Below are 25,668 nucleotides of genomic sequence, written 5' to 3'. Positions count from 1 at the left end.
ACTAGCACCCCCACGGTCTCACCCCTGCAAGCTGAATATATCGTCCGTAGCAAGGACTTAAATCCTCGCTAGGTGTTTCTTTCATCTGTCTATTTTCTCGCTCAATCTGGACGCTTTTTTTGCGGTCTCGGTGGTTTAGATAAACCAGTAAACCAATAAGTACCACGCTAGAGAAAAGAGCCTGTATATTCGTTAATTCTAGTTCATTCATGCTATGTCCTCGCTTTGTAATTCTTGATGTATAACTGTTGTATTTCATGTTCCATTTTTAGAAAGGCTTCCACTTCTTCTATGGATACTTTTTTATTGATAAAATCACTTATGAATTGAAAGAGGTTTGGACTTTCTGCTTTGACCTCAGACATTAGATTGTCAAGGTCTGCTTGTGTATTTATTTTTAAGTTTGTTATTGTCATTTTTTGCTTTGTTATCCTTTTTCTTGCCGTTTCCTATACTGAATTATCACCACTCCAAACGCTGGGCGATTGCCCCAAGTTGGCGGACGCATGTAGTGATGTTTCGTGGGTAATCGTGGGTAATCACCCACATTTTTTCTAAACAAGTGCTTAGAGTCGCCGTGTCAGCACTCATTTTTCAAAACCTTTTCTAATTGCTTGCCTGCACTTCGGTTTTTTAGTTTGTCTTTGTTTCGTTTTCGATTTGATCGCCTAATCTTTTCCAGGCTCTATCAAAATCATCACGTTGGATTTCTTTGCTATGTAATTGCCTTGCTAACTCCATAGCTCTACGCATGAATCTAGCAAAATGTGTCTTTTCTTCCATCCCTAACTCTCCATCATGTCATAAAGTAGGGCGTAATGTTTATCTGGTATTCTATCCAAGGCTTTCAAGCCGTCGTGTCCTGCTTTTTGTCTGGTTTCCGCCTTGACCGTACTATCAAAGGCGATAGAAAAAGCATTTAACATAGCCTTGTATCTGTCTACGCTCTTCAAACAGCGACCACGTTCCCCAAGTTCCTTGTCTTCCAGTTCTTCTTTTACAGTATCGTCCAAGAGTTCAAACTTAGTGTAAACTCCTTTTTCTACTTTAAAAACCTAGTCGCTTGTTTTGTCTGAGATTGTAAAGATTAACCTTGCAACTGTCTAGGTTACGGTAGCCTAGCACTCTAGCAATTTCTTCTAAGTTTTTGCCCTCTAGTTCAGGCAATTTTTCAGCAATATCCTTAAATTTTACTGATTGGTGTTTCTTTCCCATTGTGTACCTTGTCTTTCTATGCTATAATCAAGGTATAGAAAAAATATCTATACCAATTTATTGTCGCTTGCTCTCCTCGACCAAAATTTGAGCAAGTGACTTTTTTTGTTGTCTTTTTCATGCTTTTTTCCCTGACTTGGGTTTATATAGCAAGTCTTTACTTTCGATAAGATCCAGAATCCAACTGAGTCCCTGCTCCACTGTTTCAAGAAATGCGCCCAGGTCTTCACTTTCTAAGTCCTCATAGTTCATACAAAGATATTCGGCTAGTTGTCTGTCTTTCTCAACTAGCTTTTTAAAATCCTTGAAATACTTGGGAATTGGAAAACCCTTGCTGTTAGTAATTGTTTCAAATTCTATATTATTGTCCATTCTTAAAATTTCTACACTTAAATAATAAGTTTCCTTTCTTCTTTTTGCTCATGCTTGCCACTTAAAACAGTATCATATGGATTTACTAATTGAGATAGGAGACAAAACCGTTATAAATCCTTGATACTGCCATAGGTAGCAAGCATCTTAATCTAGCGAATAGTTAGCTAGTCTGATAAATCAATCTTCAGTGCTAAAGCACTATACAAGAAATCTGTAAATATAAACTAAAATAGTGATTAGTTGACTCCTTTCTAATAATCTTCAGCAAGCCACTGCATGGCTTTTTGGTAAATGCTCGGCTTTACTTCGCCACCGTCTCGAATTTTTCGATAGGTAACTTGTGTAACTCCGATTTCCTCGCCTGCTTGCTTACCAGTCAATTTTTTGTCTGCTTGCTTTCGGCGGATTGCTTTTGCTTGTGTTGAGGTAATAAGCAATGATATTTCTCCTTTCTTTTCTAACATTTTTGTTAGTTCTCTTGTATTTTACTAAATAAAATGTTAGTTGTCAACAATTTCTAACATTTTTGTTAAAAATTGTTTTTTTGTGTTATAATTATTTTGAGGTAATATACAATGAACAGATTACAAGAGTTACGAAAAAAGAACGGGGATACCCAGAAGACACTTGCTGAACTTCTTGGAGTATCAGAGATGACTATATCCCGTTGGGAAAAAGAAACAGAATTAAAAATTAAATATGAATACTTACAAAAATTAGCAGAACATTTTAAAGTTAGCATTGGTCAGCTTTTAGGCCATGAAGATAATTTTATTGAAACCGTAAAAGAACTTAGTCAAAAAGATGGTTCAGATGAAGCTTTTTTTAAAGCTTTTAGAGCATACTATGAATTAAAAACGGCTGATGGTACTGAGAATCTATTAACTTTAAAAGGGGAAGATTTTCTAAATAGGTATCGTGAAGAAATTTTAAAAAGTCTCATTCCAAATTTTAACGAGTTAAGCAAGCATGACATAGAAAAATACTTATCAGATGATAAGATTATTAATGAAGCAGAGCAAAAACTTAATGATTTTCTATTTACTCTTGGAACATTAAACCCTCAAGAGGTTCAATTATTGGTAAACTTCATCTTTCTATCTGAAGAAGATAAACAGATTGTGTTAAACCTATTAAAATCGTTGTCAGATAAATAACAAATAAAAATATGTATAACAAGGAGTAACCCCCATGGGATTTTTTGATACTGTAAAACAAGAAGGTAGTTTTTCTACTGCATCTGGAGTAAATGGACTACACTACGTTGTCCTTCAGGTAACATTGAAAGAAAAGTTTTTCGGCACTAGATCAGGAAACCTTACAGAATTAGAAGATGTTATCAATAAACAAGCTTCAAAAGGTTATCGCCTGCATACAATCACAACCGCCAATGGCGGAAGCAAAGGACTAGGCGGTGGTGACCGTATCCAGGCTACAATGGTATTTGAGAAGATTATCTAATTAATATCTTTTATAAGCCCCATAAGCGCTTTATTTTCTTATCTGGTACAATTGCCGTCTGACTGCTTAAAATCGAAAATAGGGGCATTCTCGTAGCTCCTCGCATGGTATAAACTCAAAACCTTTTCTATCTAAAAGAAAAAGAAATATAAAGATATATAAAAAAATATACAAGTAATAACACTTTTAGGTACATATTAAAAACATAGAAACATAGTTTTAAAATATTGTGTAAACCACAATTTAATCATACTTACTAATTTTTTAAAAAAATCAGGGGGATAATTTGATGATTAAAGATATTATTGAAAATAATAGTTATCCTATCGTTTTTATTGGATCAGGAATGTCTAAAAGATACTTAGAAAATTTCCCTACTTGGTCTAATCTTCTCGAAGAGTATTGGGAACAACTTAATGAAAATCAAAATATTTACCAATATATGAGAAATTTAGAGCAGAATGACGATGAAATAAAAAGTACTCTGGAGGATAAAAGACAATTTTTAATAAATATCAAAACTGCAAGTTACATAAAAAAGCAGTACGACGATTTATTTTATAGCAACAAAATAACACTTGATGGCCTAACAATTCAGGAAGCTTACGTGAATAAAATTTCTCCTTTCAATTTTTCGATTACCAAAAGATTCTCTGAATACACAATCAAAGAAGAAATGAAAGAAGAACTAGAGGAGTATAAAATATTTCTATCGAAAGCAAAGGTTATCGTGACCACAAATTATGACACCTTAACAGAAGATTTACTAGAATCGATAAATCAAAAACCAACTATTTATGTTGGCCAAAAAGGATTCTTTGATGAAACTTTTAACTGGTCTGAATTATTTAAAATTCATGGTGATGTAAACGATCCTTCAAGTATTGTTATAACTGAGGAAGATTATAACAGTTATGATAAAAACTCGATATTAATTAGTGCTAAAATCCTTTCAAATCTTATCAATTCTCCAATTATTTTTATAGGTTATTCGCTTTCTGATAGAAATGTACAGAAACTTTTAACTGATTTTGCTTCTCAGTTACCTAATGACGACCTACGAAAAAATACTAACAGAATTACTGTAGTTGAATACCACGAAGATATAGATGTTTTTGATGAGCTAATAATCAATAACCCTTCAATAAATATCTCTCACTCTATACTAAAAACTAATAATTATTTGAGACTTTTTCAGGAAATAGGCAAGATTAATCAGGGATTAACTCCTTACGAAGTTAGTAAGTTTGAATCAGCGATTAAAAAAATTGTTGTGACTTTTGGAGAAAAAGGTGAATTAGATAACTTTCTTGTTAGTGCTGAAAATCTTGATACCTTACCTGAAGATATTCAAAAACGTCGCATTATTGTAGCATTAGGGGATAAAAAAAATATGTTTGTTAACCCTGATTTTATTGATTATGTGGAGGATTATTTTAAAGATGGTGCTACTTTTTTACCCGAAGTTGCACTTCGTTTTATTGCAAATGAAAATACCCAGACAAGAATTCCTTTAGTAAAATACCTAAAAAATGTTGATTTAAATAAGTATTCTTTCCTATCTCCTAAAGAAATAGAAAAAATAGAAAGAAGAATTTCCATTATGGGGAAATTAGATAATTTAATCGATTCTATTCCTAAAGCTTATCAAAAAGAATATGATAAAATAGAAGATATTTTACGATTATCTTCTCCAAAATTAGCAAAGCTAGAATTGATTACCTATAATATTAATAAATTTTCGGTAGACAGTGTTTTAGATTTCATAAACAGTAATATTCTTCCAAATTTAAGAGAAAGCTACTTTAATAGAGTGAGTGACTTATCTGCTCAAAGAAGACTATTATTAGCTTATGACTTACTTAAAAACGGGGATATAATTTAGACAAAAAAAAACGATAGAGGACTGCAAGAATTAGCAGAAAACTATCGTCAGAGTGGGCGAGAAGGCAGGTTCTAATAGACTATTAGAAAAAGACACATTCTTCAACACTATTTTATAATTTTTAGAAGTGATAGTCAACTTCTAAAAACTATCAATAAAAAATTATTAGAAATATTGTAAAAACAATAACGTACTTGTGATTTATTACACTCTATAAATTCAAAACCTTTTCTAATTGCTTGCCTGCTGATGGAAAAGGAGTTAAAACCATGAAAATCACACAACACACGAAAAAAGACGGATCAGCAGTCTACCGCTCTAGTATCTATCTTGGCATTGATTCTGTGACTGGAAAAAAGGTCAAGACTACCATATCAGCACGAACAAAAAAAGAACTCAAAAACAAAGCCACCCAGGCTAAGGTAGAATTTGAGAAAAACGGCTCTACACGGAAACAACGCTCGCATATAACAACCTATAGCGAACTTGTGGACTTGTTTTGGCAAACCTACCAGCATACCGTAAAGACTAATACGCAGATTAAGATAAAAGGTTGCTTAAATAACTACCTCTTGCCCTCATTTGGTACTTACAAACTAGATAAACTTACTCCTGTTATTATCCAAACTCAAGTAAATAAGTGGGCGGATGAGTATAATCAGGACGGAACGGGGTATAAAGAATACAATCATCTTCACGCCTTAAATAAACGTATTCTACAGTATGGGGTTTCTATCCAAGCATTAGACAATAACCCTACTCGTGATATTGTCATTCCTAGAAAGATAACCAGAGATAAACAAGAAATTAAATACTTTCAAGATCAGGAACTTAAAAGCTTTCTCTTCTATCTCGATAACCTAGAAAATACCTTTATCAATTTTTATGATACTGTGCTTTATAAAACGCTCCTAGCTACTGGACTGCGTATCCGTGAATGTCTGGCCCTGGAATGGTCTGATATTGACCTGCAGAACGGAACGATCGATATTAATAAAACACTCAACATTTTAAACCAGGTAAACAGTCCTAAGACAAAATCAAGCTATAGAGTTCTAGATATCGATCATAAAACAGTGCTCATGCTTCGTCTCTACCGAGCAAGACAAGCAGAAAACGGTAGAAACATTGGCTTAACCTATGAGAAAGTATTCTCTGATAGCTTTGACAACTATATCAATACTCGAAAGCTTGATTATCGCCTACATAAGCACTTAAAAAACGCTAACTGTACTGATTTAGGCTTTCATGCTTTCCGACACACTCACGCTAGTATCTTGCTTAATGCTGGCCTGCCATACAAGGAAATACAGACACGGCTTGGCCATGCAAAAATATCTGTAACTATGGATACTTACAGCCATTTATCAAAAGAGAACCAAAAAAGAGCAGTCTCATTCTTTGAAACTGCCCTCGAAAAAATAAAAAGTTCTTAAAAAAGTCCACAAAATAAAAAAAGCGATACATAAAACCCTTATGTATCAACGATTATAGAATGATTTCGGTATAATTGACTATTATACCGAAATTTTTGATTTTTTAAAAGGAAAAGGGAGCAAGTAAAGAATAATCTTCACCAACTCCCTATTTTTCTAAATATTTAATCCCAATTCCGCCAAGATTTGACGTTTGTAGGCAATTTTTTGGACTTCCTTGTCCTCGTTTTCAGACCAATCTAGTTTAATTTCTGAAACAATTTGCCCGGGACGATTTTTCAAGATATAGATGCGGTCGCTGAGATTGAGGGCCTCTTCGATACTATGCGTGATGATGAGGGTCGTCAGCTGCAGCTGCTTATGAATCTTAAGGTACCAAGCGTGGAGTTCCATCTTGGTCATCTCATCCAAGGCGCTAAAGGCCTCATCCAAGAGAAAGAGCTTGTGCCCGAAAAGGTAGGTCCGAAGCAAGGCCACACGCTGACGCATCCCACCGCTAAGTTCATGAGGATACTTGTCCCGTACAGCTGTCAGCTGAAAGGTCGCAAGGATTTCATCCGCTCGGGCGATGGCCTCCGCCTTATCCACCTTTTGAATCAAGAGGGGCAGGATGATATTGCCAAGAACCGTCTTGTGCTCCAAGAGGAGATCCTTTTGCAGCATATAACTCACGTGCCCCTTGGGATTTTCTTCGCCATCAAGGATAATTCGCCCAGACTGGACTTCTAAAATCCCAGCGATTAGGTTAAAGAGGGTGGTCTTTCCAACACCACTTGGACCTAGGATAGAAACCACTTCACCCGAAGTCACCTGCAGGTTGATGTCCTCTAAAATCTTTTCATCGCCATAGGCATAACTTACATGTTCGAGTCTAATTTCTGTCATTATTTTACAAATTCGTTAGTGAAGCCTTTGTCTGTCAAGTCTTCTTTAAGGATACCATTTTCTTTGTCCCATTTGTAGAAGGCATTCCAGCGAGCAGCATCAAATTGTCCCCATTTTTCCTTGTCGCTTGCATATTCTTTTGACAAGTATTTTTGAGATTCGATGACAAAGTCACGTTTTTCTTTGAGTTCAGGGGCATTCTTAATGAGGATATCGGCAGCGTCTTCTGGGTGTTCCATAGCGTATTGGTAGCCTTTTTTGATGGCTTGGATGACTTTGCGAGCTTCTTCCTTGTTGTCTTTTAGATAGTCGTTGTTTGCGATGATAACGGGTGAGTAGTAGTCAAACTCCTTGACATAGTCTTTCAAGTACATGAAGTTAGCATCTACGCCTTGAGATTTGGCAAGAATACCATCCCAACCGTAGTAAATCCAAGCAGTGTCAAAGACACCATTGGCAATCGGTGTGATGGAGTTTGAGTCGTTGTTTGGTACTTTTTCGACCTTCTCAAAGTCTCCACCTTGTGATTCTACTAATGTTTTCAACATAGCTAGCTCCGTTGGGTCATTCCAAGTACCGTATTTCTTACCAACCAAGTCCTTTGGACTGCTTACATTGTCAGATTTACGAGAGATGATTCCTGATGTATTATGTTCTACGATAGCAGCAACGGCAGTGATTTCTGCCCCTTTTTCCAATTTCTTAGCCATGTAGTCTTGGAAATAGATAGCAAATGGTGCCTTGCCATTGATTACCAAGTCAGATGAGCTTTCTTCTGGTGGCAATTTCAAATCAACATCCACTCCAGCTTCTTTGAAATAACCTTTTTCCTTGGCAACATACAGCCCTGTGTGGTTGGTATTTGGCGTCCAGTCTAGGATAAAGTCAATCTTCTTGAGTTCTGCTTCTTTGTTGTCCTTAGAAGCAGTCCCTTGGCCACAAGCCACCAGCACGACAGCTACAAGAGCCGTTACAAGCGTTAAAAACACTTTCCATGTTTTCTTCATTTTCATTTCCTCTTTTCTTTTTCTAAAACATCCTTATCTTAGGGACGTTTCCATTTAATCACATATTTTTCACTAACATCGACCAATTTCATACCCAAAAGGCTGATAATCGACACCAGAATAATAATGGCAAACATGGTATCATACTGAAACAGTTTTTTTGACTGAATCATATAAACACCAAGACCCTCAAAACCTCCCAACCACTCAGATACCACGGTTGTGATAAAGGCGTAGGAGACACTGACTCTCAGACCTGCATAAAAGTAAGGCAGGCTAACCGGAATTTTAAAATGCCACAGGATTTGCCAAGGGTTTGCACGCATCAGACTAAACAAGGTCAGCATATCCTTGTCACAATGTCTAAAACCGTCCAAGATACTGACAATGATAGGGAAGGTTGTCGTCAGAATAATCAAGACAATCTTGGGCAAAATCCCATAACCTAGCCACAAGACCAAGATAGGAGCTATCGCAATGGTCGGAATGGTCTGGATAACCACCATCATAGGGTAAATCAGATCATTAAGCCAAGTCAGACTATCCATGAGCACAGCCATGAGACAGGCAATCAAAACTCCCAAAATTAGACCTAGTAAAGCCACTCTCAAGGTCGCCCAGCTATGGTGCCAGAGAAATTCTCTGTCGCGAACAAAGGCCTGGAGAATTTCAAAAGGAGTTGGCAGGATAAACTTGGGTAAAAGTTTGAATATTCCCGCTAACTGCCAGACCGACAAGACTCCGAGAAATCCCAAAAGACTAATCTGTCGTCTCATCATACTTTTCAAGTTTCTCATCAATGCTTAAAATCTCTCCCACATTTATTTTGACATTGGCAAAGACATTATCTGCCTCCTGCCCGGCCACTTCAAGCGCTTCTTTGAGAATGCGCATAAGCTCATCAAACTCCCCTTCCAAGACCGTTTCAAATGGTGTCACCACCATGGTCACGGACTGAGCTTGCAGATAAGCAATCACTTGATCGATAATACCAATTCGATCAATCCCCTGTGATAAGGGCAAAACTTGCAAGGCAATGCTTGCTTTCATAAAAACCTCCTTTTCTCAGGTTTCCTTTTGACAAAAAGAAAAACCTTTCCCATATATACGGAAAAGGTGCAGAATTCGACTAAGTATCCTTCCCTACGCTGGCATTACCCAGATCAGGTGCGGTCGAAGTTTAACACTTCCTCTCAGACTGTACACAGACTCCCGTATATTATATGGACATATGATAACGCAAAACAAGTAAGATGTCAAGGAAACTGCTTACAGAAAACCATGAAAAAGAGTTTGAAGGCAAATGCTTCAAACTCTTTCATAACTTTCTTATTTAGCCTCGTACCAGGTTGCTCCTTCATTCTCATCAGCAATGAGTGGGACACTGAGCTGGATGGCTTCTTCCATGGTTTGTTTCACTAGAGTTTTGACGGCTTCTAGTTCTGATTTTGGAACCTCAAGGACGATTTCATCATGCACTTGCAAGAGCATCTTGGTCTGATAGCCACCTTCAACTAGAGCTTTGTCTAGCTGAATCATAGCAATTTTGAGAATATCCGCCGCCGAACCTTGGATAGGAGAGTTGATAGCTGTCCGCTCTGCAAAACCACGAATGTTAAAGTTGCGCGAATTGATATCTGGTAGCTCTCGACGACGCTTGAAAAGGGTCTCTACATAGCCCTTATCACGCGCCTCACGTACCACTTCTTCCATATAGTTTTTGATTCCAGGAAAACGTTCAAAATAGGTATCAATGTAGGCTTTGGCCTTCTTACGACTAATACCAAGATTGTTTGCCAAACCAAAATCTGAAATCCCGTAAACCACTCCAAAGTTAACAGCCTTGGCATTGCGACGGTCATTTGGAGTCACATCCTCAGGGCGTTCAATTCCAAAAACACGCATAGCTGTTGAGGTATGGATATCGGCTCCCTCTTGGAAAGCCTTAATCAAGTGCTCATCCTTAGAGATATGCGCCAAAACGCGCAACTCAATCTGTGAATAGTCCGAGCTGAGTAGTACACTATCCTCCCACTCTGGCACAAAAGCCTTACGAATCAAGCGACCTTGTTCCAAACGAACAGGAATATTTTGCAAGTTTGGATCCACACTAGACAGACGACCTGTCTGGGTCAAATCCTGTACATAGCGCGTGTGAATCTTGCCATCATCTAAAATCCAATCCTGCAAGCCAACCACATAAGTCGATTGAATCTTAGCAATCTGACGGTAGTCTAGAATTTTCTTAACAATTGGCACAATAGGGGCTAGGCGCTCTAGCACATCCACCGCTGTTGAGTAACCTGTCTTGGTTTTCTTAGTGTATTCGAGGGGGAGACCTAACTTTTCAAAAAGTAGTTCACCAAGCTGTTTAGGCGAGTTGATATTAAACTCCTCACCAGCCAGCTCATAAATCTCTTGAGTCAGTTTTTCAATGACAAGTTCATTTTCAGCCTGCATCTCGATCAAAGTATCTTTTTTGACCTTGATACCAGCAATTTCCATCTTGGCAAGGACAAAGGCCAGAGGCTGCTCCATGTCATAGAGAAGGTCTAACTGTCCATGTTCACTGATTTTTTCAAGTAAAACAGGTTCGGTCTCAACCAATACAGTAACCTTGCGAGCCAAATGCTCCAAGAATTTCTCTCTCTCAGGGATGGCCTTCTTGACCCCCTTGCCGTAGAAGGTCTCATCATCGACCATGTAAGTTTGACCATAGAGACTCGCGATTGTTGAAATTTCATTATTCTCGACAGTAGAGAGAAGGTATTTGGCCAAGCGACTATCAAAAGCAGGGGCCTGTAAATTCAAACCAAAACGATTTAAGAGGACTTTGGCTTTCTTAAAATCATACACTTTCAGAGGCGTTTTTTCTAAAAATTCCTTGAAAATCGGTTCCTGCAAGAGCTCAAGTTTATCTGTAGCATAGAGCTTGTCTCCACAAGACCATGCAAAACCAACCAAGTCATCTGTATGGTAGTTCTCACCAAAAAGCTCAAAGTGGAAGATAGAGTCTGCACTCAGCATGTCTTGACTGACGTGGTCAACAATAGTGAAATCCAAGTTTTCAGGCGCATCCGTTGATGAAATATTTAAGGCTTGCTTGAGCTGTTTGAAGCCCATCTCATCGTAGAATTTTCCGAGATTTTCCACATCTGGTCCACTATAGAGCAAATCATCAAGGCCAATCTCAATCGGTGCCTGAGTCTCAATAGTCGCCAAGGTTTTAGACAGGAAGGCTTGTTCCTTGTCATTGATGAGATTTTCCTTCATCTTAGAAGCCTTCATGCTATCGATATTTTCATAAATACCTTCAAGAGACCCATGTTCTAACAAGAGCTTAATGCCCGTCTTTTCACCAATCTTGGTGACACCAGGTATATTATCAGACTTATCCCCCATAAGAGCCTTAAGATCAATGAACTGAGCTGGCGTGAGGCCCATCTTTTCCATGAGATAGTCCGGCGTAAAGGCCTCAAACTCAGCCACACCTTTTTTGGAAATCTCGACCACCGTATGCTCATCCGTCAACTGGATCAAGTCCTTGTCTCCGCTAACGATAGTCACATCAAAAGAATCCTTCTCAGCCAAACGGCCTAGAGTCCCGATGATATCATCGGCTTCATACTGGGCCAACTCATAATGGCGAATCCCAAGATGGTCTAACAACTCACGAATGAAGGGAAATTGCTCACGAAACTCATCTGGAGTTTTAGCACGGCCACCCTTGTAGTCTGCATACATCTCTGTTCTAAAAGTCGTCTTACCAGCATCAAAAGCTACCAAAACATGGCTGGGCTCAACCCGCTCTATGACATGATTCAACATGAGTTGAAAGCCATAGATTGCATTGGTATGAAGGCCATTAGCATTTTTAAAACGATCCAACTGCTGATAGAGCGCAAAAAAAGCTCGAAAAGCAACAGAAGATCCATCAATTAATAATAATTTTTTCTTGTCCATACACCCATTATAAAGGAAAGAGGGGAAAAATACCATCGGAAAGAATAGGCAAATGGTAATGAAGTCCTCTTTTTTATATTCTTTCTAGATTCTAGCTCCGTTACTATCTACTTGATAGCCATCCACAGTGGTATTCACTGCTAAAGCCCCTGAAGCATTAACGTAGTAATACTTTCCTCCTACTTGGAACCACTGGCTAGACTTCATAGCCCCTGAACTCTCCAAATAATACCATGTTCCATTTTCCTTGAGCCATCCCGTCTGCATCTCACCTGAAGCCTTTAGATAATACCAGTGAGAGCCATCCTTAATCCAGCCAGTTGACATGGCCCCATTTTCTTTTAAATGATACCAATTGTCGTTAACTTTTTTCCAGCCTATCACTAGCTTACCATTCTCTCGGTAATACCAACTCCCTCCTTCTTTTTTCCAGCCTTTCTCTGTATTGCTTAACTCTGCATACTGCACATATCTTCTAGCACCACTGTAGGATAGATAGCCGAGCCACTTATAACCATCCTTTTCAAGAACTTGATCATAACTCACACTCTCACCAGCATAATAGTAATCAATAACCTGTCCTGTACTTGACGGTTGGTCCATAATCGGCGATTTCCCCGTGAATACTATTGTCCCGCTGGACGGAAGCTCTGAGTTACGAGAACCCTCACTCACACTATGGGTAGCTGATAAATCCCTGAAATGAATAAAACCTGTCATCGAACTAGCCTTGACTTTTCGACGGTTATACTTTTCTCGAACCCCATAGTTATACTCTTCGATTTCAATCGTATCCCCTGATACATTTGATACCCAGGCCACGTGCCCATAATAACCTTCTGTCGACCAAGCAATAGCTCCAACTTCTGGCTTAGTATCCACACGGTAGCCTTCTCGCCTTGCACGATGTCCCCATTCATTCGCATTTCCGTAAGCAGGAGGAATCTCAAAGCCATTTACACTACTCAAACGAAAGGCCGCAAAAGAGGTACACTGGCGAGAATACATCCGCCACTGGTCGATTTCTACACTACCATTTTTGTAGTGAAGCGGATAATCATCTCCACGCGCTACACTGTCGGCTTGAACCGATTCCCCACCAAACAAAAAGGTACTCGTAACGAACAAAGTAGCCAGCCCTACACTCAACTGAGTACATCTACTCTTCTTAACTCCTGATTTAAAAAACGTCATTCATTCTCCTTAATAATATAAATTTCCGAGGTTACCCTCGTTTATACTATTCGAAAGAAAAAGAAAAAAGTGAGCAAAGCTCACTTCATTTTAGGATTCTTGGTCTAGATAATGAATCAAATTCTTCTCTGTTAAGATATCTGAGTAGGTGAAGGATTCAACATAAACATTGGCTTGTTTGTCTCCTTCAACATCCCCAAATTCAACGATAAATAAAGATGGATAAACCTCAATTAACTTACCCAGTCTGTTTTTTTGGCGCTTACGGCCATTTTCCAAAGTCATTTCAACGACTTGTCCCTCATGCGCCTTGATCTCTTCTTTGATTTTTTTCATCTTGGCTACATCTGTAAATGCATCTGACATCTTATGCCTCCCTCTTTGAGATACTTGAAAATTTATTGTATTCTTTTTGGAAAATCAATTCCACCGTTCCACGAGCCCCACTACGGTTTTTCTCGATGATAACCTCTACCTTGTTATTTGGAATTCCTTCCTCTTCTTCACCCGCACGATCATAATAGTCGTCACGATATAGAAAGGCTACGATATCCGCATCCTGCTCAATGGAACCCGATTCACGAATATCAGACAAGACTGGTCTCTTATCCTGACGCTGTTCCACACCACGAGATAACTGACTGAGAGCAATGACTGGAACCTTTAGCTCCTTAGCTAGGATTTTCAACTGACGAGAAATTTCAGAGACTTCTTGTTGGCGGTTCTCACGACCAGTCCCTGTGATAAGCTGTAGGTAGTCGATCAAAATCAAGCCTAGATTGCCTGTTTCTTGAGCCAGTTTACGTGAGCGCGAACGAATTTCCGTGATTCGAATCCCTGGCGTATCATCGATATAGATACTCGCGTTGGCTAGGTTCCCTTGAGCAATGGTATACTTTTGCCACTCCTCATCAGTCAATTGACCTGTACGGATAGAATGAGACTCCACCAAGCCTTCGGCCGCCAACATACGGTCTACTAGACTTTCCGCACCCATTTCCAGTGAAAAGATAGCTACCGTCTTGTCCAACTTAGTCCCAATGTTCTGAGCAATATTCAAGGCAAAGGCCGTCTTACCAACCGCTGGTCGCGCCGCTAGGATAATTAGCTCCTCCTCGTGGAGACCTGTCGTCATATGGTCCAAATCTCGATAGCCCGTTGCAATACCAGTGATATCCGTTGTTTGTTGTGACCGAACTTCTAAGTTCCCAAAGTTGATATTTAAAATATCGCGAATATTCTTGAACCCACTACGATTGGCGTTTTCGCTAACATCAATGAGTCCCTTTTCAGCCTGAGCGATGATTTCATCTGCAGGCTTAGAAGCCTCATAGGCTTGGTTGACAGACTCTGTCAACTTGGAAATCAAGCGACGTAGCATAGCCTTTTCGGCTACGATTTTAGCATAATATTCTGCATTAGCTGAAGTTGGTACAGAGTTGACAATTTCGACAAGATAGGACAGGCCACCAATATTTTGGAGATCACCTTGACTATCCAAAATCGTCCGAACCGTCGTCGCATCAATCGCTTCCCCACGATCCGACAAGTCTATCATCGCTTGGAAAATCAACCGATGGGCATACTTAAAGAAGTCACGGGAATCAATGTATTCTCGGACAAAAACGAGCTTACTCTCATCTATGAAAATAGCCCCCAAAACAGATTGTTCTGCCAAAATATCCTGAGGTTGAACTCGCAGTTCCTCTACTTCTGCCATCCGACTTTCCTTCCTTTTACAATCTTGTCAAGAAGTTGTAAACTTAACCTTCTTTTACACGAAGATTGATGACACTTGTAACATCTTGATAGATCTTCACTGGTACATCAATCAAACCTACTGCTCGAATTGGTGCTTGCACTTGAATATTGCGCTTGTCAATCTTGATACCAAATTGCTTTTGCAATTCTTCTGCAATCTTCTTGTTGGTGATGGAACCAAATGTACGACCATCTGGCCCAACCTTTTCAACAAACTCTACAACAGTTTCTTCTGCTTCTAGCTTGGCCTTGATGGCTTTTGCTTCAGCAATCATCTCTGCATGGGCTTTTTCTTCAGATTTTTGTTTTCCACGCAACTCGCCTACTGCTTGAGCAGTTGCTTCCTTGGCCAAATTCTTTTTAATCAGGAAATTTTGAGCGTAACCAGTTGGCACTTCCTTGATTTCGCCTTTTTTCCCTTTTCCTTTGACATCTGCTAAAAAGATTACTTTCATTCTTCTTTCTCCTTTTCCTTTAGTTCATCCAAGACAAGTTGAGTCAATTTTTCTCCTGCTTCTGACAGACTCATATTCTCGATTTGCGCAGCAGCTAGATTAAAGTGGCCACCGCCGCCCAACTCTTCCATAATGCGTTGAACATTGATTTTACTGCGACTTCGAGCTGAGATTGAGATAAATCCTTGTGTATTTTTCGCTAGAACGAAGCTGGCTTCAATACCGGACATGGCCAACATAGCATCGGCAGCCTTACTGATGACAACTGTGTCATAAGTGGTCGAATCCTTAGCTTGGGCAATTAAGACATCTGAACCCAACTTACGACCTTGTAAAATGAGTTCATTCACTTCGCGGTATTCTTCAAAATCTGTCGCAGCAATCTCCTGGATAGCAATACTGTCACTTCCCCGTGTTCTCAGATAGCTAGCCACATCAAAGGTTCGGCTCGTCACGCGAGATGTGAAATTCTTGGTATCCAGCATCATACCAGCCATCAAAACACTGGCCTGCATACGACTCAAACGATTCTTCTTAGAATTTTGGAACTGAATCAATTCTGTGACCAGCTCACTGGCACTACTTGCCCCACTTTCAATATAGGTGATGACTGCATTATCAGGGAAATCCTGATCACGTCTATGATGGTCAATAACAATAGTTTGAGTGAACAAATCATAAAAATCTTTTGACAAGGTCAGAGCCGTCTTGGAATGATCCACCAGAATCAATAATGAACGGTTTGTAACTAGCTTCATCGCATCTGTAAGAGATAAGAGTTTCGTGATATCTTCCTTCTTCAAGAACTGAATAGCACGCTCGATATCTGCTGGCATATGGTCTGCATCGTAGACAGCATAACTGTTCTCAATAATATTACTTGCAAACAACTGCATACCAACAGCAGAGCCCAAAGCATCCATATCTAGATTTTTATGACCGACTACAAAAACCTGGTCAACACTTCGAATCTTATCAGAAATTGCTGTCATCATGGCTCTGGTACGTGTACGAGTACGTTTGATAGATGCAGCAGTTCCTCCACCAAAGTAGACAGGATTCTTGGTTTCGTTATTTTCCTTGACCACCACCTGGTCACCACCGCGAACTTCTGCTAAGTTCAAGTTGAGCAAGGCAATTTTCCCTATCTCTTCATGATTTCCATCACCATAAGAAAATCCCATACTTAAGGTTAGGGCCAGTTGCCTCTGTTTTGATTCTTCTCGGAAACTATCAATAACAGAGAATTTATCATTCATCAATTCCTCGAGTACTGTGTAATCTGTGAATAAATAAAAACGATCCATCCCCACACGGCGAGAAAACATAGCATACTTACTAGCAAATTCTGAAACAAAATTAGCTACAAAGCTATTGATATGGCTGATATCAGAGTCAGACGTCGCATCCTCCAAATCATCGTAATTATCTACCGAGATGACCCCAATCACTGGTCGACTCGTTACCAATTCAACAGTTGCTTCGTATTCCCCTGAAACGTCAAAGAAATACAAAACACCCGAAGCCTTGTCCATATGAACAGCATACCGTGTTTCGCCCAAGGTAGCATACGAACCAGGATTCCCAACAGAAGCCTTGATGATGGTTTGAATTAATTCAACATCAATTTCCCCTTCTTCATTCGTCAAAATCAGCTCAGCATAGGGATTAAACCATTCCACTTCGCCACTAGATAAGTCTAATTTCAGGACTCCCACCGGCATTTGATCAAGCAAAGTACTCAAGCTATTTTCAGCTTGATGATTTACGTATTGGATTTGTTCAATTTCGCTCTTTTCATACTGTTTTTTTTGCCAGACAAATAAAAGCAGATAAAGAAGTACAAATAAAAACAAGACACTGATTGTTACAACATTATTTTGTGAAAAAATAATCAGCATTGTTAAGGTTCCGAAAGTTGCAATCCCTAGTAGAATCGCAGAATTCGGAGTTAAATTATTTTTTTTCATTCTAAACCTCTTGCGCATTATTATATCACAAATGCCCTTAAAAAGCGACCTTTAAAGAGAAAGTACTGCTTTTATTATAGCAAGATTCTCTTAAAGAAACCCTATATAAAAAAGGAGAGCAAATACCTCGCTCTCCTTTCTCCTCAGTATTACAGAATCTTCTACCTAGACTAAATTATTCACCTAATTCTAGTCGAATGTCTTGTAGGCACTCTTGCGCCTGTTTCACAATTGATTCTAAAATAGCCTTACATGGTTTGATGTCTTTCACCAAACCCGCAATTTGTCCGCTCATCATTGAACCATGAACTGTATCACCTTCATAGACAGCCTTAGATAGAGAACCGATCGTAATTTCTTCCAGTTCCTCTCGGTTTGTACCTTTCTGCTCTAATTCAATGTAGTGATCCGTCATCTCATTGCGAATACAACGAACTGGCGCTCCCGCAATGCGGCCTGTAACCGCAGTTGCTGTATCACTTGCCGCCAAAATAGCTTCTTTATAGGCTGGAGAAATTGGGCATTCTTCTGAAGCAAGAAAAACTGTTCCCATTTGAACCCCTTGTGCACCTAGGGCAATCGCCGCAGCAAGTCCACGACCATCTGCCACACCTCCTGCAGCAATGACTGGAATTGTTACCGCATCAACGATTTGTGGGATAAGAGCCATTGTATTGGTCTCTCCAATATGGCCACCAGCTTCTGAACCCTCAGCGATTACAGCATCAACTCCCAATTCTTGCATTTTTTGAGCATGCTTGACACTGGCAATAACTGGAATAACCTTGATTCCTGCTTCTTTCAAGTAAGGCATGATATGCTTAGGAGTTCCTGCACCTGTAGTTACCACTGGAACCTTTTCTTCGATGATAACGGTCACAATATCCTTGATATTTTTCATCATCAACATGATGTTGACACCAAAAGGCTTATCTGTCAACTTTCTCAGTTCACGAATTTCTTCTCGCAACTGTTCTCCGGTCATACCACCCGAAGCGATAATTCCCAGACCTCCAGCCTCAGAAACAGCTGCTGCTAGTTGATAGTGCGAGATTTGAGCCATAGCCCCTTGGAAAATTGGATATTGAATCTGTAAAAGTTTTGTAATTGACATATGAGTCCTCCTTTTATTTTCTGTTGATTCTTGTTGGCAAATGGATGCATGATGCACCATTATCCCCGTCAACAAGAAAATGTTACATTTGTCTCCTCATATTCTGCTATCCTAAGAAGTCTGGCTTACGATCCTGCTGATCTGTAAAAGGAATCAGTGGGGGGCGAGAACGTAGAACATAATCTACAAATTCCTTCCCTTCCTTGTCAAACTCTACTACCGCGAAAAATTGATCATGGTAAAAGAAAAACTTGTAATGATTCTCAAAAGCCTGACGCAACCACTTCTCTTTGGCTAAAATTGACTTCATAGGATAATCATCAACTGCTGGAACCCAGAGAGGATTTCGATGAACATGTGATAACATCAAGTCCCCCATATGGATCATCGTATCTTTCCCCTGTTTGAGCAAGATAATACTGTGGCCATTGCTGTGACCACTTGTGTGAATCATTTGGATTTCTGGAATGACATTGATATACTCCGAGAAAGTCGTCACCTGATCTTGAATCGGTTCCCAATTTTCTCTCAGATAAGTTCCCCGCGTTCGATTATTAGGGTTTCTCATCTCATACCATTCGACATCATTCACAATAATCTTGGCGTTTGAATACTTGGAAACCAGCTTCCCTTGATCATTCACATGCGTCAAGCCACCAGAATGATCGTGATGCATATGTGTCATCAGCACGATGTCAATATCTTCAGGCGAGAGCCCTAAAAGAGCTAAACTTTCTTCTACACGACTTTCAGACAAGATTCCTAAATTGCGCCTTTGTTTATCGGATAATTTTGCCGTATCAAAACTTGCATCTATCAAGTAATTTTTACCCTTGTACTGGATCAAAATAGGATCCGTCAATTCCGCCATCATATTAGCATCATTTGTTGGGTAGTAACGAGACCACACAACTTTCGGAACCGGACCAAAAAGAGTCCCTGCATCCGTCAATTTATCGGCTCCACGTAGCCATATCAGTTTCATATCATGAAATTGATATTCCTGTAAGGTGAGTTCTGCCATGCTTTACTCCTTTATCCATTGGGCTGCTATTCTTTTGCGAATCGAATCCCCAGATTTTCCATAGATTTCAATCGTTTTGGCATCCTTTAGATAACGGTCTATGGGGATGTCATCCAAGGTTTGAAAAGGTCCAATTAATCTAATAATTTCCTCAGAAATCTCAATTGCTACTTTTGTCGTATAAAGTTTTATTTGAGATATAAAGAGTGAATCCTCCTTCATCCTATCCTTGTAGGAGGCAAAGTAAGATTCAGCCGCACACAGCTTAGTATACAATTCTGCAAATTGATGTTGATAGACTGTCGCATCGATTAATCGTTTCCCAAATCCTCTTTTGACCTTTACAAAAGCCAGACCTTTTTCAAAAGCTCCCTCAGAGATACCGATAGAGATTGCGCTTAATCCAAGCTGTAATTTTTTGATAATATCATTTAACTGACTTTCCCCATTTAAGGTCAATCCTAGCAAACTATCTTCTGGCAATTTGACCTGATCAAAAGTTACCGAATTCACAGGTAAGCCCTGTAAACCAGGTTTTGTAATATCATCTCCAAAAGCAACTCCCGGTCGAGTCGTATCAACAATGAAAAATCCGTATCCATCTTGTCCGTTAGCTTCCTGAACCTTGGCTAAGATTAACAAAATATCTGTATAGCGACAATTTGATACAATTGACTTCTTCCCAGTTAAAGACCAACCTGTTTCTGTTTTCCTTGCAGTTGTTTCAATAACCTCCAAGCTGTCCATCAATTTTCCTTCAGAAAATCCCAAGCCAGCTAAGATTTCTCCCCTTACTAAGGGTTCTACATAACGCGATTGTTGTTCCTGACTCCCATATCGTAAAATAGGATAGATACCATAACATGCCTGAGTTAGTAGAACAGCAGAAAAAGCAGGGAAATCTTTTGAAATCAAGCGAATAAAGGTCAAAAACTCAGTTCTCAAAACAGAATCTTGACTATCTAAAAGCAAGGAAAAGATATCAAATTGCTCGATAAACTGATAAAGTAATTCTCTAGGGAACTGTTGTTCATCCTCACGAGACTTGAAATAGTCCCGAATCAACACTTTCACGTCTGCCTTCAATTCTCGCGCCAGCACGTCATTATAGGTCATCGCATTCACCTCATCTTAGTTGTCAGAAAACGGTTGGTAATAATCTTTCAACAATTCTTCATACACATAAGACTCTACTTCATTGTAGGAGTTTTTATAGGGTCTACAAAACCAAATATTAAATGGAATCGGATCCTTGAATCTAACCGCCTTAAAACGACTCTTGTCCACAAAAAATTCAACCGGCCTTGGCAAAAGGGCAATCAAATCTGTCTGATGAGTTGATTCAACTAAGAAGTCCCAAGTAGAGGAAAGATAAGCAAATTTAGCCTCAATTCGTTGCGAACGAAGTTTTTCTGTCACTAAATCATAAGTCGTAAATGTTTTGTTGAAGGTTGCCAATTCATAACTAGCAATATCAGACCATTCCAACAAGCTTTTCTGAGCCAGCGGATGATCCTTATCCATATAAGCAACGTATTCATCCAATTGAATGATATGTTGTTCATATTTTTTAGCATCCAAGCTCGTAGGCTCTATCAGAATAGAGAAATTCAAATCTCCATCAACCATTTTTTGACGAATTTCCTTCCCTCCACCTTCCGTAACCTGGATATGGATATGAGGATTATTTTTCAGAAAATGCGGCAAGGCACTAGCAAAATAAACTCGTAAAATCAAGGATGGAATACCAAGATTAATGGTGCCTTTTTGCTTTTGAGCTTCTATATGGATCATGGAAAGCATTTCTTCATGTCGATTAACAATCTCGGTCGCATAACGATAAATCTTGCGTCCCGCCTCTGTTAAACTTTCTAATCTTCCATTCTTGCGATTGAATAATTGAACCCCTTCAGCTGCTTCAAAATTTGTCACGAATTGACTCAAGGCTGATTGACTAATGTGAATCTTCTTTGCAGCAATGGAAAGGTTGCATCCGCATTCTATGATATTGATGAAATAGTTCATTTGGATAATATCCACTTACCCATCACCTAGCTTTCCTTCACTATTTTAGCAAGTCAATTAGACAACTATTCTAGTGTTTAATAGTTGTCTACTGACTTTCTTATCGAAATAACATTTTGAATACTTCATTTTAACGTTATATATAAAGCGCTTACAATACTATCTAGTTTATATTATAACACACTGAGTAGAAAATAGTTCTTTTTTTGCTTAAATCGGCATCGTCTTTAAGTCTTCTGAGACAATGACTTCCCCAGCTGTTTTTTCAAGAACTTCTTCTAATGTCACACCAGGAGCCAACTCTTTCAATAAGAATTTACCATCTTGGAATCCAAAAACAGCTAGTTCTGTTATGACAAGATCCAATACTCCTTTAGCTGATAGAGGCAATGTGCACTCTTTCAAGAGTTTAGATTCACCACCTGTAGTATGTTGGATTGCTCCGATTACGCGCTTAGCACCTACCAAAAGGTCCATCGCTCCACCCATACCAGGTGCAAATTTTCCTGGGATAATCCAGTTAGCAATGCTTCCATCTTGGCTTACTTCAAGAGCTCCAAGAACAGTCGCATCAACGTGACCACCACGAATAATTGCAAATGATGTTTGCAAATCAAACAAAGCAGCTCCTGGAAGAAGAGTGATTGGCGCACCACCTGAGTTTGCTAGGTTTGGATTGTAGTTATCTTTAGTCGGTGTTTCCCCAAATCGAAGGGCACCGTTTTCAGCTTGAAGAATTACGTTAACACCTTCTGGGATGAAGTCTGCAGAAGCATTTGGAATACCAAATCCAAGGTTTACAACATCACCATCTTTAAATTCAAGAGCAACACGTCTTGCAATAATTTCTTTTGGTTTCATATTATTTTACCCCCGCTAATTTGTTAGTCTCTGTCCAGAGGTCGCCCATCATCTTATGGTGTTCTTCTGGAGTTAAGCCTTGGACTACATAGTCAACAAGGATACCAGGGATGTAAATATCATCCGGTTTAATTTCACCAACTTCAACAATTTCATTTGTTTCAACGATAACTGTATCTGCCGCAAGAGCAAGTTGCAATGAAATGTTCTTAGTTGTACCATCAATGTACAAGTTTCCATACTTGTCAGCTTTTGTAGCTTTAATCAATGCTACGTCAAGTTTTAGAGGGTCATAAATAAGGTACTCGCGACCATTACGAACTACTTTTTCATGTTCGTTTTCTAGAATTGTACCAACTCCAGTCGGTGTCAAAACTCCTCCAAGACCTGCTCCAGCAGCGTGAAGACGTTCAACAACGGTACCCATTGGAGTAAATTCTACTTCCATTTCTCCACTAAAGTATGCTTTTTGAGCAGCAGGAGATGTTCCGATGTGAGCAGCAACATATTTCTTAACTTGGTGGTTTTCACAGAGACGTCCAACACCCACTTCTTTACCTGGATGTGAAGTAACAACTGAAACCAAAGTCAAATCTTGTTGATTTTGTCTAACCAATTCTTCGATCAATTCCAATGGTTCACCAACGGCAAGGAACCCTGAAATCCCAACGACATCACCTGATTTAACTTTAGAAATAGCTTCTTGTAATGATAAAACAGCTTTCATACTAACACCTCAACTTTTATTTACGATTGAATACGGCTTTACGTTTTTCAACAAATGCGCGCATTCCTTCAACTTTATCTTCTGTAGAGAAGAGAAGAGCTTCCGCTTCTGTTTCCAAACGAATAGCATTTTTCAGAGGGAGTTCTGAGCCAACTTGGATAATATGTTTAGCTTTTTCAACTGCTAGCGGGGCATTTTTCATAATCGCTGCCGCCAGCTCTTCTGCTGCAGGCAATAGTTCTTCTGCTTCTACCAACTTATTAAGAATTCCAAGATCATATGCTTCTTGTCCTTTAACCATTCTAGCAGTAAAGATTAATTCCTTTGTTTTACTAGTACCAATCAAACGAGACATTCTTTGGGTACCTGCAAAACCAGGAATGATTCCCAAGCCAACTTCAGGGAAACCAACCATTGTCTTGTCATAGCCGATTCGGATATCAGTTGAAAGAGCTAATTCCAAGCCGCCTCCCAAAGCATAACCATTCAATACTGAAATAGTTGGCTGGGTCAATTCAGATAAGCGGGTAAAGGTGTCGTTCGCATAGGTCATGTATTCATGAGCCTGAATTGGAGACATTTGGTCCATCTCTTTAATGTCTGCTCCCGCGACAAATGCTTTCTCCCCTTGACCAGTCACAATGACAACACGAATGTCCTCGCTTGCTTCAATTTGGTCTAAAACGAGATTCAAATCCTTTAAGACTTCTGAACTTAAGGCGTTCAAAGCTGATGGACGGTTAATTGTTAGATAGCCAAGACCATTCTTAACCTCTAATAAAACAGTTTTACTCATTGTTCTGCTCCTACTTGATTTATTTTGAGTACAGAGTACAGCGTCAACAAATACCAACACAAAATGTAAGAGCTTACATTTTCATCATATCCCTTTTTTCCCCATCCGTCTACTTAATCTTTATTTATATACCTATAAGTCCAGCTTATAGTATATGGTCATCCAATCCAACCTTAAAGTTTTAGAAAAATAAAAATACCTTATCAAGCCCTTTTAGAGAAAGACACTTGATAAGGTATGTAACTATGAGATCGGATCAATATCTCATTTTGTAATCGTAATATTGAAAAAGAGGAAATGACGTTCAGTTTTCTAATAACTAACGTTCAACGATGAGGGCTGTTCCCATCCCTCCTCCGATACAGAGAGTAGCTAAACCAGTTTTAGCATCACGTTTCATCATCTCATGTACCAGAGTCACTAGGATACGGCAACCTGAAGCCCCAATTGGGTGACCAAGAGCAATCGCGCCACCATTGACATTGACAATATCTGTGTTAAAGCCAAGTGTTTTCCCAACCGCACAAGCCTGAGCAGCAAAGGCTTCATTTGACTCGATCAAGTCGAGATCATCAACTGTCAAATTACCTTTTTCAAGAGCTTTGCGAGTCGCATAAATCGGTCCACATCCCATAATCTTAGGATCCAAACCTGCACTTGCATACGAACGAATGCGAGCAATGACTGGAAGTCCCAATTCTTCAGCTTTTTCAGCACTCATGACCAAGACAGCTGCAGCTCCGTCATTGATACCTGAGGCATTCCCCGCTGTAACAGAACCGTCTTTTTTGAAAACAGGACGTAGCTTAGACAGACTCTCCAAGCTAGCATCTTTTCTAGGAAATTCATCTGTATCAAAGACGATAGGATCGCCTTTACGTTGAGGAATAACCACTGGAACAATCTCTTCCTTAAAGCGTCCAGATTCTATAGCCGCCACTGCTCGTTTCTGTGATTCCAAAGCAAGCGCATCTTGATCATCCCGGCTAATACCATATTCTTCTGCCACATTCTCAGCTGTAATCCCCATATGGTAGTCATTAAAGGCATCAGACAAACCATCCTTAATCATGGTATCTACCACTTTCGAATCTCCCATACGGCCACCCCAACGGAAGCTTGGCAAAACATATGGAGCCTGGCTCATGTTTTCTGCACCACCAGCCACGACAATATCTGCATCTCCACACTTAATCGCTTGAGCAGCTAACTGCACTGCCTTCAAACCGGAACCACAAACCTTATTAATGGTAAAGGCTGGTATATATTCAGGAAGCCCAGCATGAATACTCATTTGGCGAGCCACGTTTTGGCCTAAACCTGCGCCTAGGACATTCCCCATAATCACTTCATCTACCTGTTCTGGTTTAATATTCGCTTTTTCCAAAGCACTCTTAATTACCAAAGATCCCAAATCAACAGCAGAAACATTCTTCAAGCTCCCGCCAAAGGAACCTAAAGGTGTTCGCACTGCCGAAACAATAACTACGTCTTTCATGACTACCTCCATCAGT

At 39.5% G+C, this 25,668-nt stretch carries 27 protein-coding genes, 1 pseudogene and 1 riboswitch; of the genes and pseudogenes, 4 read left to right on the top strand and 24 right to left on the bottom strand.

Features of this window, described 5'->3' with window-relative positions:
- Position 1: 1 nt before the first annotated feature.
- The 6 genes and pseudogenes from STO1_RS09830 to STO1_RS00310 form a co-directional block, all read right to left on the bottom strand.
- Entirely contained in the window at positions 2-211 is a 210-nt protein-coding gene (locus STO1_RS09830; RefSeq protein WP_096421463.1) for a hypothetical protein, read from the bottom strand.
- 1 nt (position 212) lies between these two features.
- Complete coding sequence (locus STO1_RS09825; protein ID WP_096421461.1) at positions 213-416, bottom strand: hypothetical protein; 204 nt, start codon at positions 414-416, stop codon at positions 213-215.
- A gap of 217 nt (positions 417-633) precedes the next feature.
- Positions 634-783, bottom strand: a complete 150-nt coding sequence (locus tag STO1_RS09725) for a hypothetical protein (protein ID WP_000391636.1) — start codon at positions 781-783, stop codon at positions 634-636.
- Positions 784-785: 2 nt separating this feature from the next.
- A pseudogene (locus tag STO1_RS09975) lies at positions 786-1,215 on the bottom strand (hypothetical protein).
- 117 nt (positions 1,216-1,332) lie between these two features.
- A complete protein-coding gene (locus tag STO1_RS00315; protein ID WP_096421459.1) occupies positions 1,333-1,587 on the bottom strand; it encodes a hypothetical protein in 255 nt (84 codons plus the stop codon).
- 254 nt (positions 1,588-1,841) lie between these two features.
- The gene (locus STO1_RS00310; RefSeq protein WP_096421457.1) at positions 1,842-2,027 is read right to left on the bottom strand and encodes a hypothetical protein; all 186 of its coding nucleotides are present in this window, start codon (positions 2,025-2,027) and stop codon (positions 1,842-1,844) included.
- 138 nt (positions 2,028-2,165) lie between these two features.
- Between STO1_RS00310 and STO1_RS00305 the strand changes: the two genes are divergently transcribed.
- The 4 genes from STO1_RS00305 to STO1_RS00290 all read left to right on the top strand — a co-directional run bounded on the left by STO1_RS00305 (position 2,166) and on the right by STO1_RS00290 (position 6,372).
- Entirely contained in the window at positions 2,166-2,747 is a 582-nt protein-coding gene (locus STO1_RS00305) for a helix-turn-helix domain-containing protein (protein WP_096421455.1), read from the top strand.
- A 34-nt stretch (positions 2,748-2,781) separates the two neighbouring features.
- Positions 2,782-3,051 (top strand): DUF4177 domain-containing protein, encoded by a 270-nt coding sequence (locus tag STO1_RS00300; protein WP_096421453.1) that lies wholly within the window; start codon positions 2,782-2,784, stop codon positions 3,049-3,051.
- A gap of 289 nt (positions 3,052-3,340) precedes the next feature.
- On the top strand, positions 3,341-4,936 hold the full coding sequence (locus STO1_RS00295) for an SIR2 family protein (protein ID WP_096421451.1): 1,596 nt from the start codon (positions 3,341-3,343) through the stop codon (positions 4,934-4,936).
- 269 nt (positions 4,937-5,205) lie between these two features.
- Positions 5,206-6,372, top strand: coding sequence for a tyrosine-type recombinase/integrase (locus tag STO1_RS00290; protein WP_096421449.1), 1,167 nt, complete (start codon positions 5,206-5,208; stop codon positions 6,370-6,372).
- 156 nt (positions 6,373-6,528) lie between these two features.
- Here STO1_RS00290 and STO1_RS00285 read toward each other — a convergent pair whose 3' ends face one another.
- The 18 genes from STO1_RS00285 to STO1_RS00200 all read right to left on the bottom strand — a co-directional run bounded on the left by STO1_RS00285 (position 6,529) and on the right by STO1_RS00200 (position 25,652).
- On the bottom strand, positions 6,529-7,257 hold the full coding sequence (locus STO1_RS00285) for an ABC transporter ATP-binding protein (protein ID WP_096421447.1): 729 nt from the start codon (positions 7,255-7,257) through the stop codon (positions 6,529-6,531).
- The gene (locus tag STO1_RS00280) at positions 7,257-8,264 is read right to left on the bottom strand and encodes an ABC transporter substrate-binding protein (RefSeq protein ID WP_096421445.1); all 1,008 of its coding nucleotides are present in this window, start codon (positions 8,262-8,264) and stop codon (positions 7,257-7,259) included. Before STO1_RS00280 ends, STO1_RS00285 begins: the two co-directional genes overlap by 1 nt.
- A gap of 38 nt (positions 8,265-8,302) precedes the next feature.
- Complete coding sequence (locus tag STO1_RS00275; protein ID WP_172843632.1) at positions 8,303-9,061, bottom strand: ABC transporter permease; 759 nt, start codon at positions 9,059-9,061, stop codon at positions 8,303-8,305.
- On the bottom strand, positions 9,024-9,314 hold the full coding sequence (locus STO1_RS00270; RefSeq protein WP_000647686.1) for a thiamine-binding protein: 291 nt from the start codon (positions 9,312-9,314) through the stop codon (positions 9,024-9,026). The genes STO1_RS00275 and STO1_RS00270 overlap by 38 nt, the downstream gene beginning before the upstream one ends.
- Before the next feature lie 73 nt (positions 9,315-9,387).
- A riboswitch (TPP riboswitch) is annotated at positions 9,388-9,490 on the bottom strand.
- A 103-nt stretch (positions 9,491-9,593) separates the two neighbouring features.
- On the bottom strand, positions 9,594-12,227 hold the full coding sequence (gene polA, locus STO1_RS00265; protein WP_096421441.1) for a DNA polymerase I: 2,634 nt from the start codon (positions 12,225-12,227) through the stop codon (positions 9,594-9,596).
- 84 nt (positions 12,228-12,311) lie between these two features.
- A complete protein-coding gene (locus STO1_RS00260) occupies positions 12,312-13,421 on the bottom strand; it encodes an SH3 domain-containing protein (protein WP_096421439.1) in 1,110 nt (369 codons plus the stop codon).
- 90 nt (positions 13,422-13,511) lie between these two features.
- Positions 13,512-13,787: a Veg family protein gene (locus STO1_RS00255; RefSeq protein ID WP_045617919.1), complete on the bottom strand. Its 276-nt coding sequence runs from the start codon at positions 13,785-13,787 to the stop codon at positions 13,512-13,514.
- Position 13,788: 1 nt separating this feature from the next.
- Positions 13,789-15,141, bottom strand: coding sequence for a replicative DNA helicase (gene dnaB / locus STO1_RS00250; RefSeq protein WP_096421437.1), 1,353 nt, complete (start codon positions 15,139-15,141; stop codon positions 13,789-13,791).
- Positions 15,142-15,184: 43 nt separating this feature from the next.
- The gene (gene rplI, locus STO1_RS00245) at positions 15,185-15,637 is read right to left on the bottom strand and encodes a 50S ribosomal protein L9 (RefSeq protein ID WP_000864211.1); all 453 of its coding nucleotides are present in this window, start codon (positions 15,635-15,637) and stop codon (positions 15,185-15,187) included.
- On the bottom strand, positions 15,634-17,607 hold the full coding sequence (locus STO1_RS00240) for a DHH family phosphoesterase (RefSeq protein ID WP_096421435.1): 1,974 nt from the start codon (positions 17,605-17,607) through the stop codon (positions 15,634-15,636). The genes rplI and STO1_RS00240 overlap by 4 nt, the downstream gene beginning before the upstream one ends.
- 175 nt (positions 17,608-17,782) lie before the next feature.
- On the bottom strand, positions 17,783-18,721 hold the full coding sequence (locus STO1_RS00235) for a nitronate monooxygenase (RefSeq protein ID WP_045617924.1): 939 nt from the start codon (positions 18,719-18,721) through the stop codon (positions 17,783-17,785).
- A 106-nt stretch (positions 18,722-18,827) separates the two neighbouring features.
- Positions 18,828-19,745: an MBL fold metallo-hydrolase gene (locus STO1_RS00230; RefSeq protein WP_061588528.1), complete on the bottom strand. Its 918-nt coding sequence runs from the start codon at positions 19,743-19,745 to the stop codon at positions 18,828-18,830.
- Positions 19,746-19,748: 3 nt separating this feature from the next.
- Positions 19,749-20,861, bottom strand: a complete 1,113-nt coding sequence (locus tag STO1_RS00225; protein ID WP_096421433.1) for an acyl-CoA dehydrogenase family protein — start codon at positions 20,859-20,861, stop codon at positions 19,749-19,751.
- Between the two features lie 15 nt (positions 20,862-20,876).
- Positions 20,877-21,785: a LysR family transcriptional regulator gene (locus tag STO1_RS00220; protein ID WP_172843631.1), complete on the bottom strand. Its 909-nt coding sequence runs from the start codon at positions 21,783-21,785 to the stop codon at positions 20,877-20,879.
- 195 nt (positions 21,786-21,980) lie between these two features.
- Positions 21,981-22,631, bottom strand: a complete 651-nt coding sequence (locus STO1_RS00215) for a 3-oxoacid CoA-transferase subunit B (protein ID WP_049537954.1) — start codon at positions 22,629-22,631, stop codon at positions 21,981-21,983.
- Position 22,632: 1 nt separating this feature from the next.
- Positions 22,633-23,358 (bottom strand): CoA transferase subunit A, encoded by a 726-nt coding sequence (locus STO1_RS00210; RefSeq protein WP_096421429.1) that lies wholly within the window; start codon positions 23,356-23,358, stop codon positions 22,633-22,635.
- 16 nt (positions 23,359-23,374) lie between these two features.
- Positions 23,375-24,154, bottom strand: coding sequence for an enoyl-CoA hydratase-related protein (locus STO1_RS00205; protein ID WP_096421427.1), 780 nt, complete (start codon positions 24,152-24,154; stop codon positions 23,375-23,377).
- A gap of 319 nt (positions 24,155-24,473) precedes the next feature.
- Entirely contained in the window at positions 24,474-25,652 is a 1,179-nt protein-coding gene (locus tag STO1_RS00200) for an acetyl-CoA C-acetyltransferase (protein ID WP_007520939.1), read from the bottom strand.
- Between the last annotated feature and the right edge of the window lie 16 nt (positions 25,653-25,668).

It is taken from the genome of Streptococcus oralis subsp. tigurinus (assembly GCF_002356415.1).
Lineage (GTDB): Bacteria > Bacillota > Bacilli > Lactobacillales > Streptococcaceae > Streptococcus > Streptococcus oralis_F.
The sequence above is the reverse complement of the archived record's forward strand: the minus strand, read 5'-3'. Positions and strand labels throughout refer to the sequence as shown.

Excerpts from the sequence above, each read along its gene's own strand:
- STO1_RS09830 (WP_096421463.1), bottom strand. The coding sequence starts at position 211 with ATGAATGAACTAGAATTAACGAATATACAGGCTCTTTTCTCTAGCGTG.
- STO1_RS09825 (WP_096421461.1), bottom strand. The coding sequence starts at position 416 with ATGACAATAACAAACTTAAAAATAAATACACAAGCAGACCTTGACAAT.
- STO1_RS09725 (WP_000391636.1), bottom strand. The coding sequence starts at position 783 with ATGGAAGAAAAGACACATTTTGCTAGATTCATGCGTAGAGCTATGGAG.
- STO1_RS00315 (WP_096421459.1), bottom strand. The coding sequence starts at position 1,587 with ATGGACAATAATATAGAATTTGAAACAATTACTAACAGCAAGGGTTTT.
- STO1_RS00305 (WP_096421455.1), top strand. The coding sequence starts at position 2,166 with ATGAACAGATTACAAGAGTTACGAAAAAAGAACGGGGATACCCAGAAG.
- STO1_RS00300 (WP_096421453.1), top strand. The coding sequence starts at position 2,782 with ATGGGATTTTTTGATACTGTAAAACAAGAAGGTAGTTTTTCTACTGCA.
- STO1_RS00295 (WP_096421451.1), top strand. The coding sequence starts at position 3,341 with ATGATTAAAGATATTATTGAAAATAATAGTTATCCTATCGTTTTTATT.
- STO1_RS00290 (WP_096421449.1), top strand. The coding sequence starts at position 5,206 with ATGAAAATCACACAACACACGAAAAAAGACGGATCAGCAGTCTACCGC.
- STO1_RS00285 (WP_096421447.1), bottom strand. The coding sequence starts at position 7,257 with ATGACAGAAATTAGACTCGAACATGTAAGTTATGCCTATGGCGATGAA.
- STO1_RS00280 (WP_096421445.1), bottom strand. The coding sequence starts at position 8,264 with ATGAAGAAAACATGGAAAGTGTTTTTAACGCTTGTAACGGCTCTTGTA.
- STO1_RS00275 (WP_172843632.1), bottom strand. The coding sequence starts at position 9,061 with ATGAGAAACTTGAAAAGTATGATGAGACGACAGATTAGTCTTTTGGGA.
- STO1_RS00270 (WP_000647686.1), bottom strand. The coding sequence starts at position 9,314 with ATGAAAGCAAGCATTGCCTTGCAAGTTTTGCCCTTATCACAGGGGATT.
- polA (WP_096421441.1), bottom strand. The coding sequence starts at position 12,227 with ATGGACAAGAAAAAATTATTATTAATTGATGGATCTTCTGTTGCTTTT.
- STO1_RS00260 (WP_096421439.1), bottom strand. The coding sequence starts at position 13,421 with ATGACGTTTTTTAAATCAGGAGTTAAGAAGAGTAGATGTACTCAGTTG.
- STO1_RS00255 (WP_045617919.1), bottom strand. The coding sequence starts at position 13,787 with ATGTCAGATGCATTTACAGATGTAGCCAAGATGAAAAAAATCAAAGAA.
- dnaB (WP_096421437.1), bottom strand. The coding sequence starts at position 15,141 with ATGGCAGAAGTAGAGGAACTGCGAGTTCAACCTCAGGATATTTTGGCA.
- rplI (WP_000864211.1), bottom strand. The coding sequence starts at position 15,637 with ATGAAAGTAATCTTTTTAGCAGATGTCAAAGGAAAAGGGAAAAAAGGC.
- STO1_RS00240 (WP_096421435.1), bottom strand. The coding sequence starts at position 17,607 with ATGAAAAAAAATAATTTAACTCCGAATTCTGCGATTCTACTAGGGATT.
- STO1_RS00235 (WP_045617924.1), bottom strand. The coding sequence starts at position 18,721 with ATGTCAATTACAAAACTTTTACAGATTCAATATCCAATTTTCCAAGGG.
- STO1_RS00230 (WP_061588528.1), bottom strand. The coding sequence starts at position 19,745 with ATGGCAGAACTCACCTTACAGGAATATCAATTTCATGATATGAAACTG.
- STO1_RS00225 (WP_096421433.1), bottom strand. The coding sequence starts at position 20,861 with ATGACCTATAATGACGTGCTGGCGCGAGAATTGAAGGCAGACGTGAAA.
- STO1_RS00215 (WP_049537954.1), bottom strand. The coding sequence starts at position 22,631 with ATGAAACCAAAAGAAATTATTGCAAGACGTGTTGCTCTTGAATTTAAA.
- STO1_RS00210 (WP_096421429.1), bottom strand. The coding sequence starts at position 23,358 with ATGAAAGCTGTTTTATCATTACAAGAAGCTATTTCTAAAGTTAAATCA.
- STO1_RS00205 (WP_096421427.1), bottom strand. The coding sequence starts at position 24,154 with ATGAGTAAAACTGTTTTATTAGAGGTTAAGAATGGTCTTGGCTATCTA.
- STO1_RS00200 (WP_007520939.1), bottom strand. The coding sequence starts at position 25,652 with ATGAAAGACGTAGTTATTGTTTCGGCAGTGCGAACACCTTTAGGTTCC.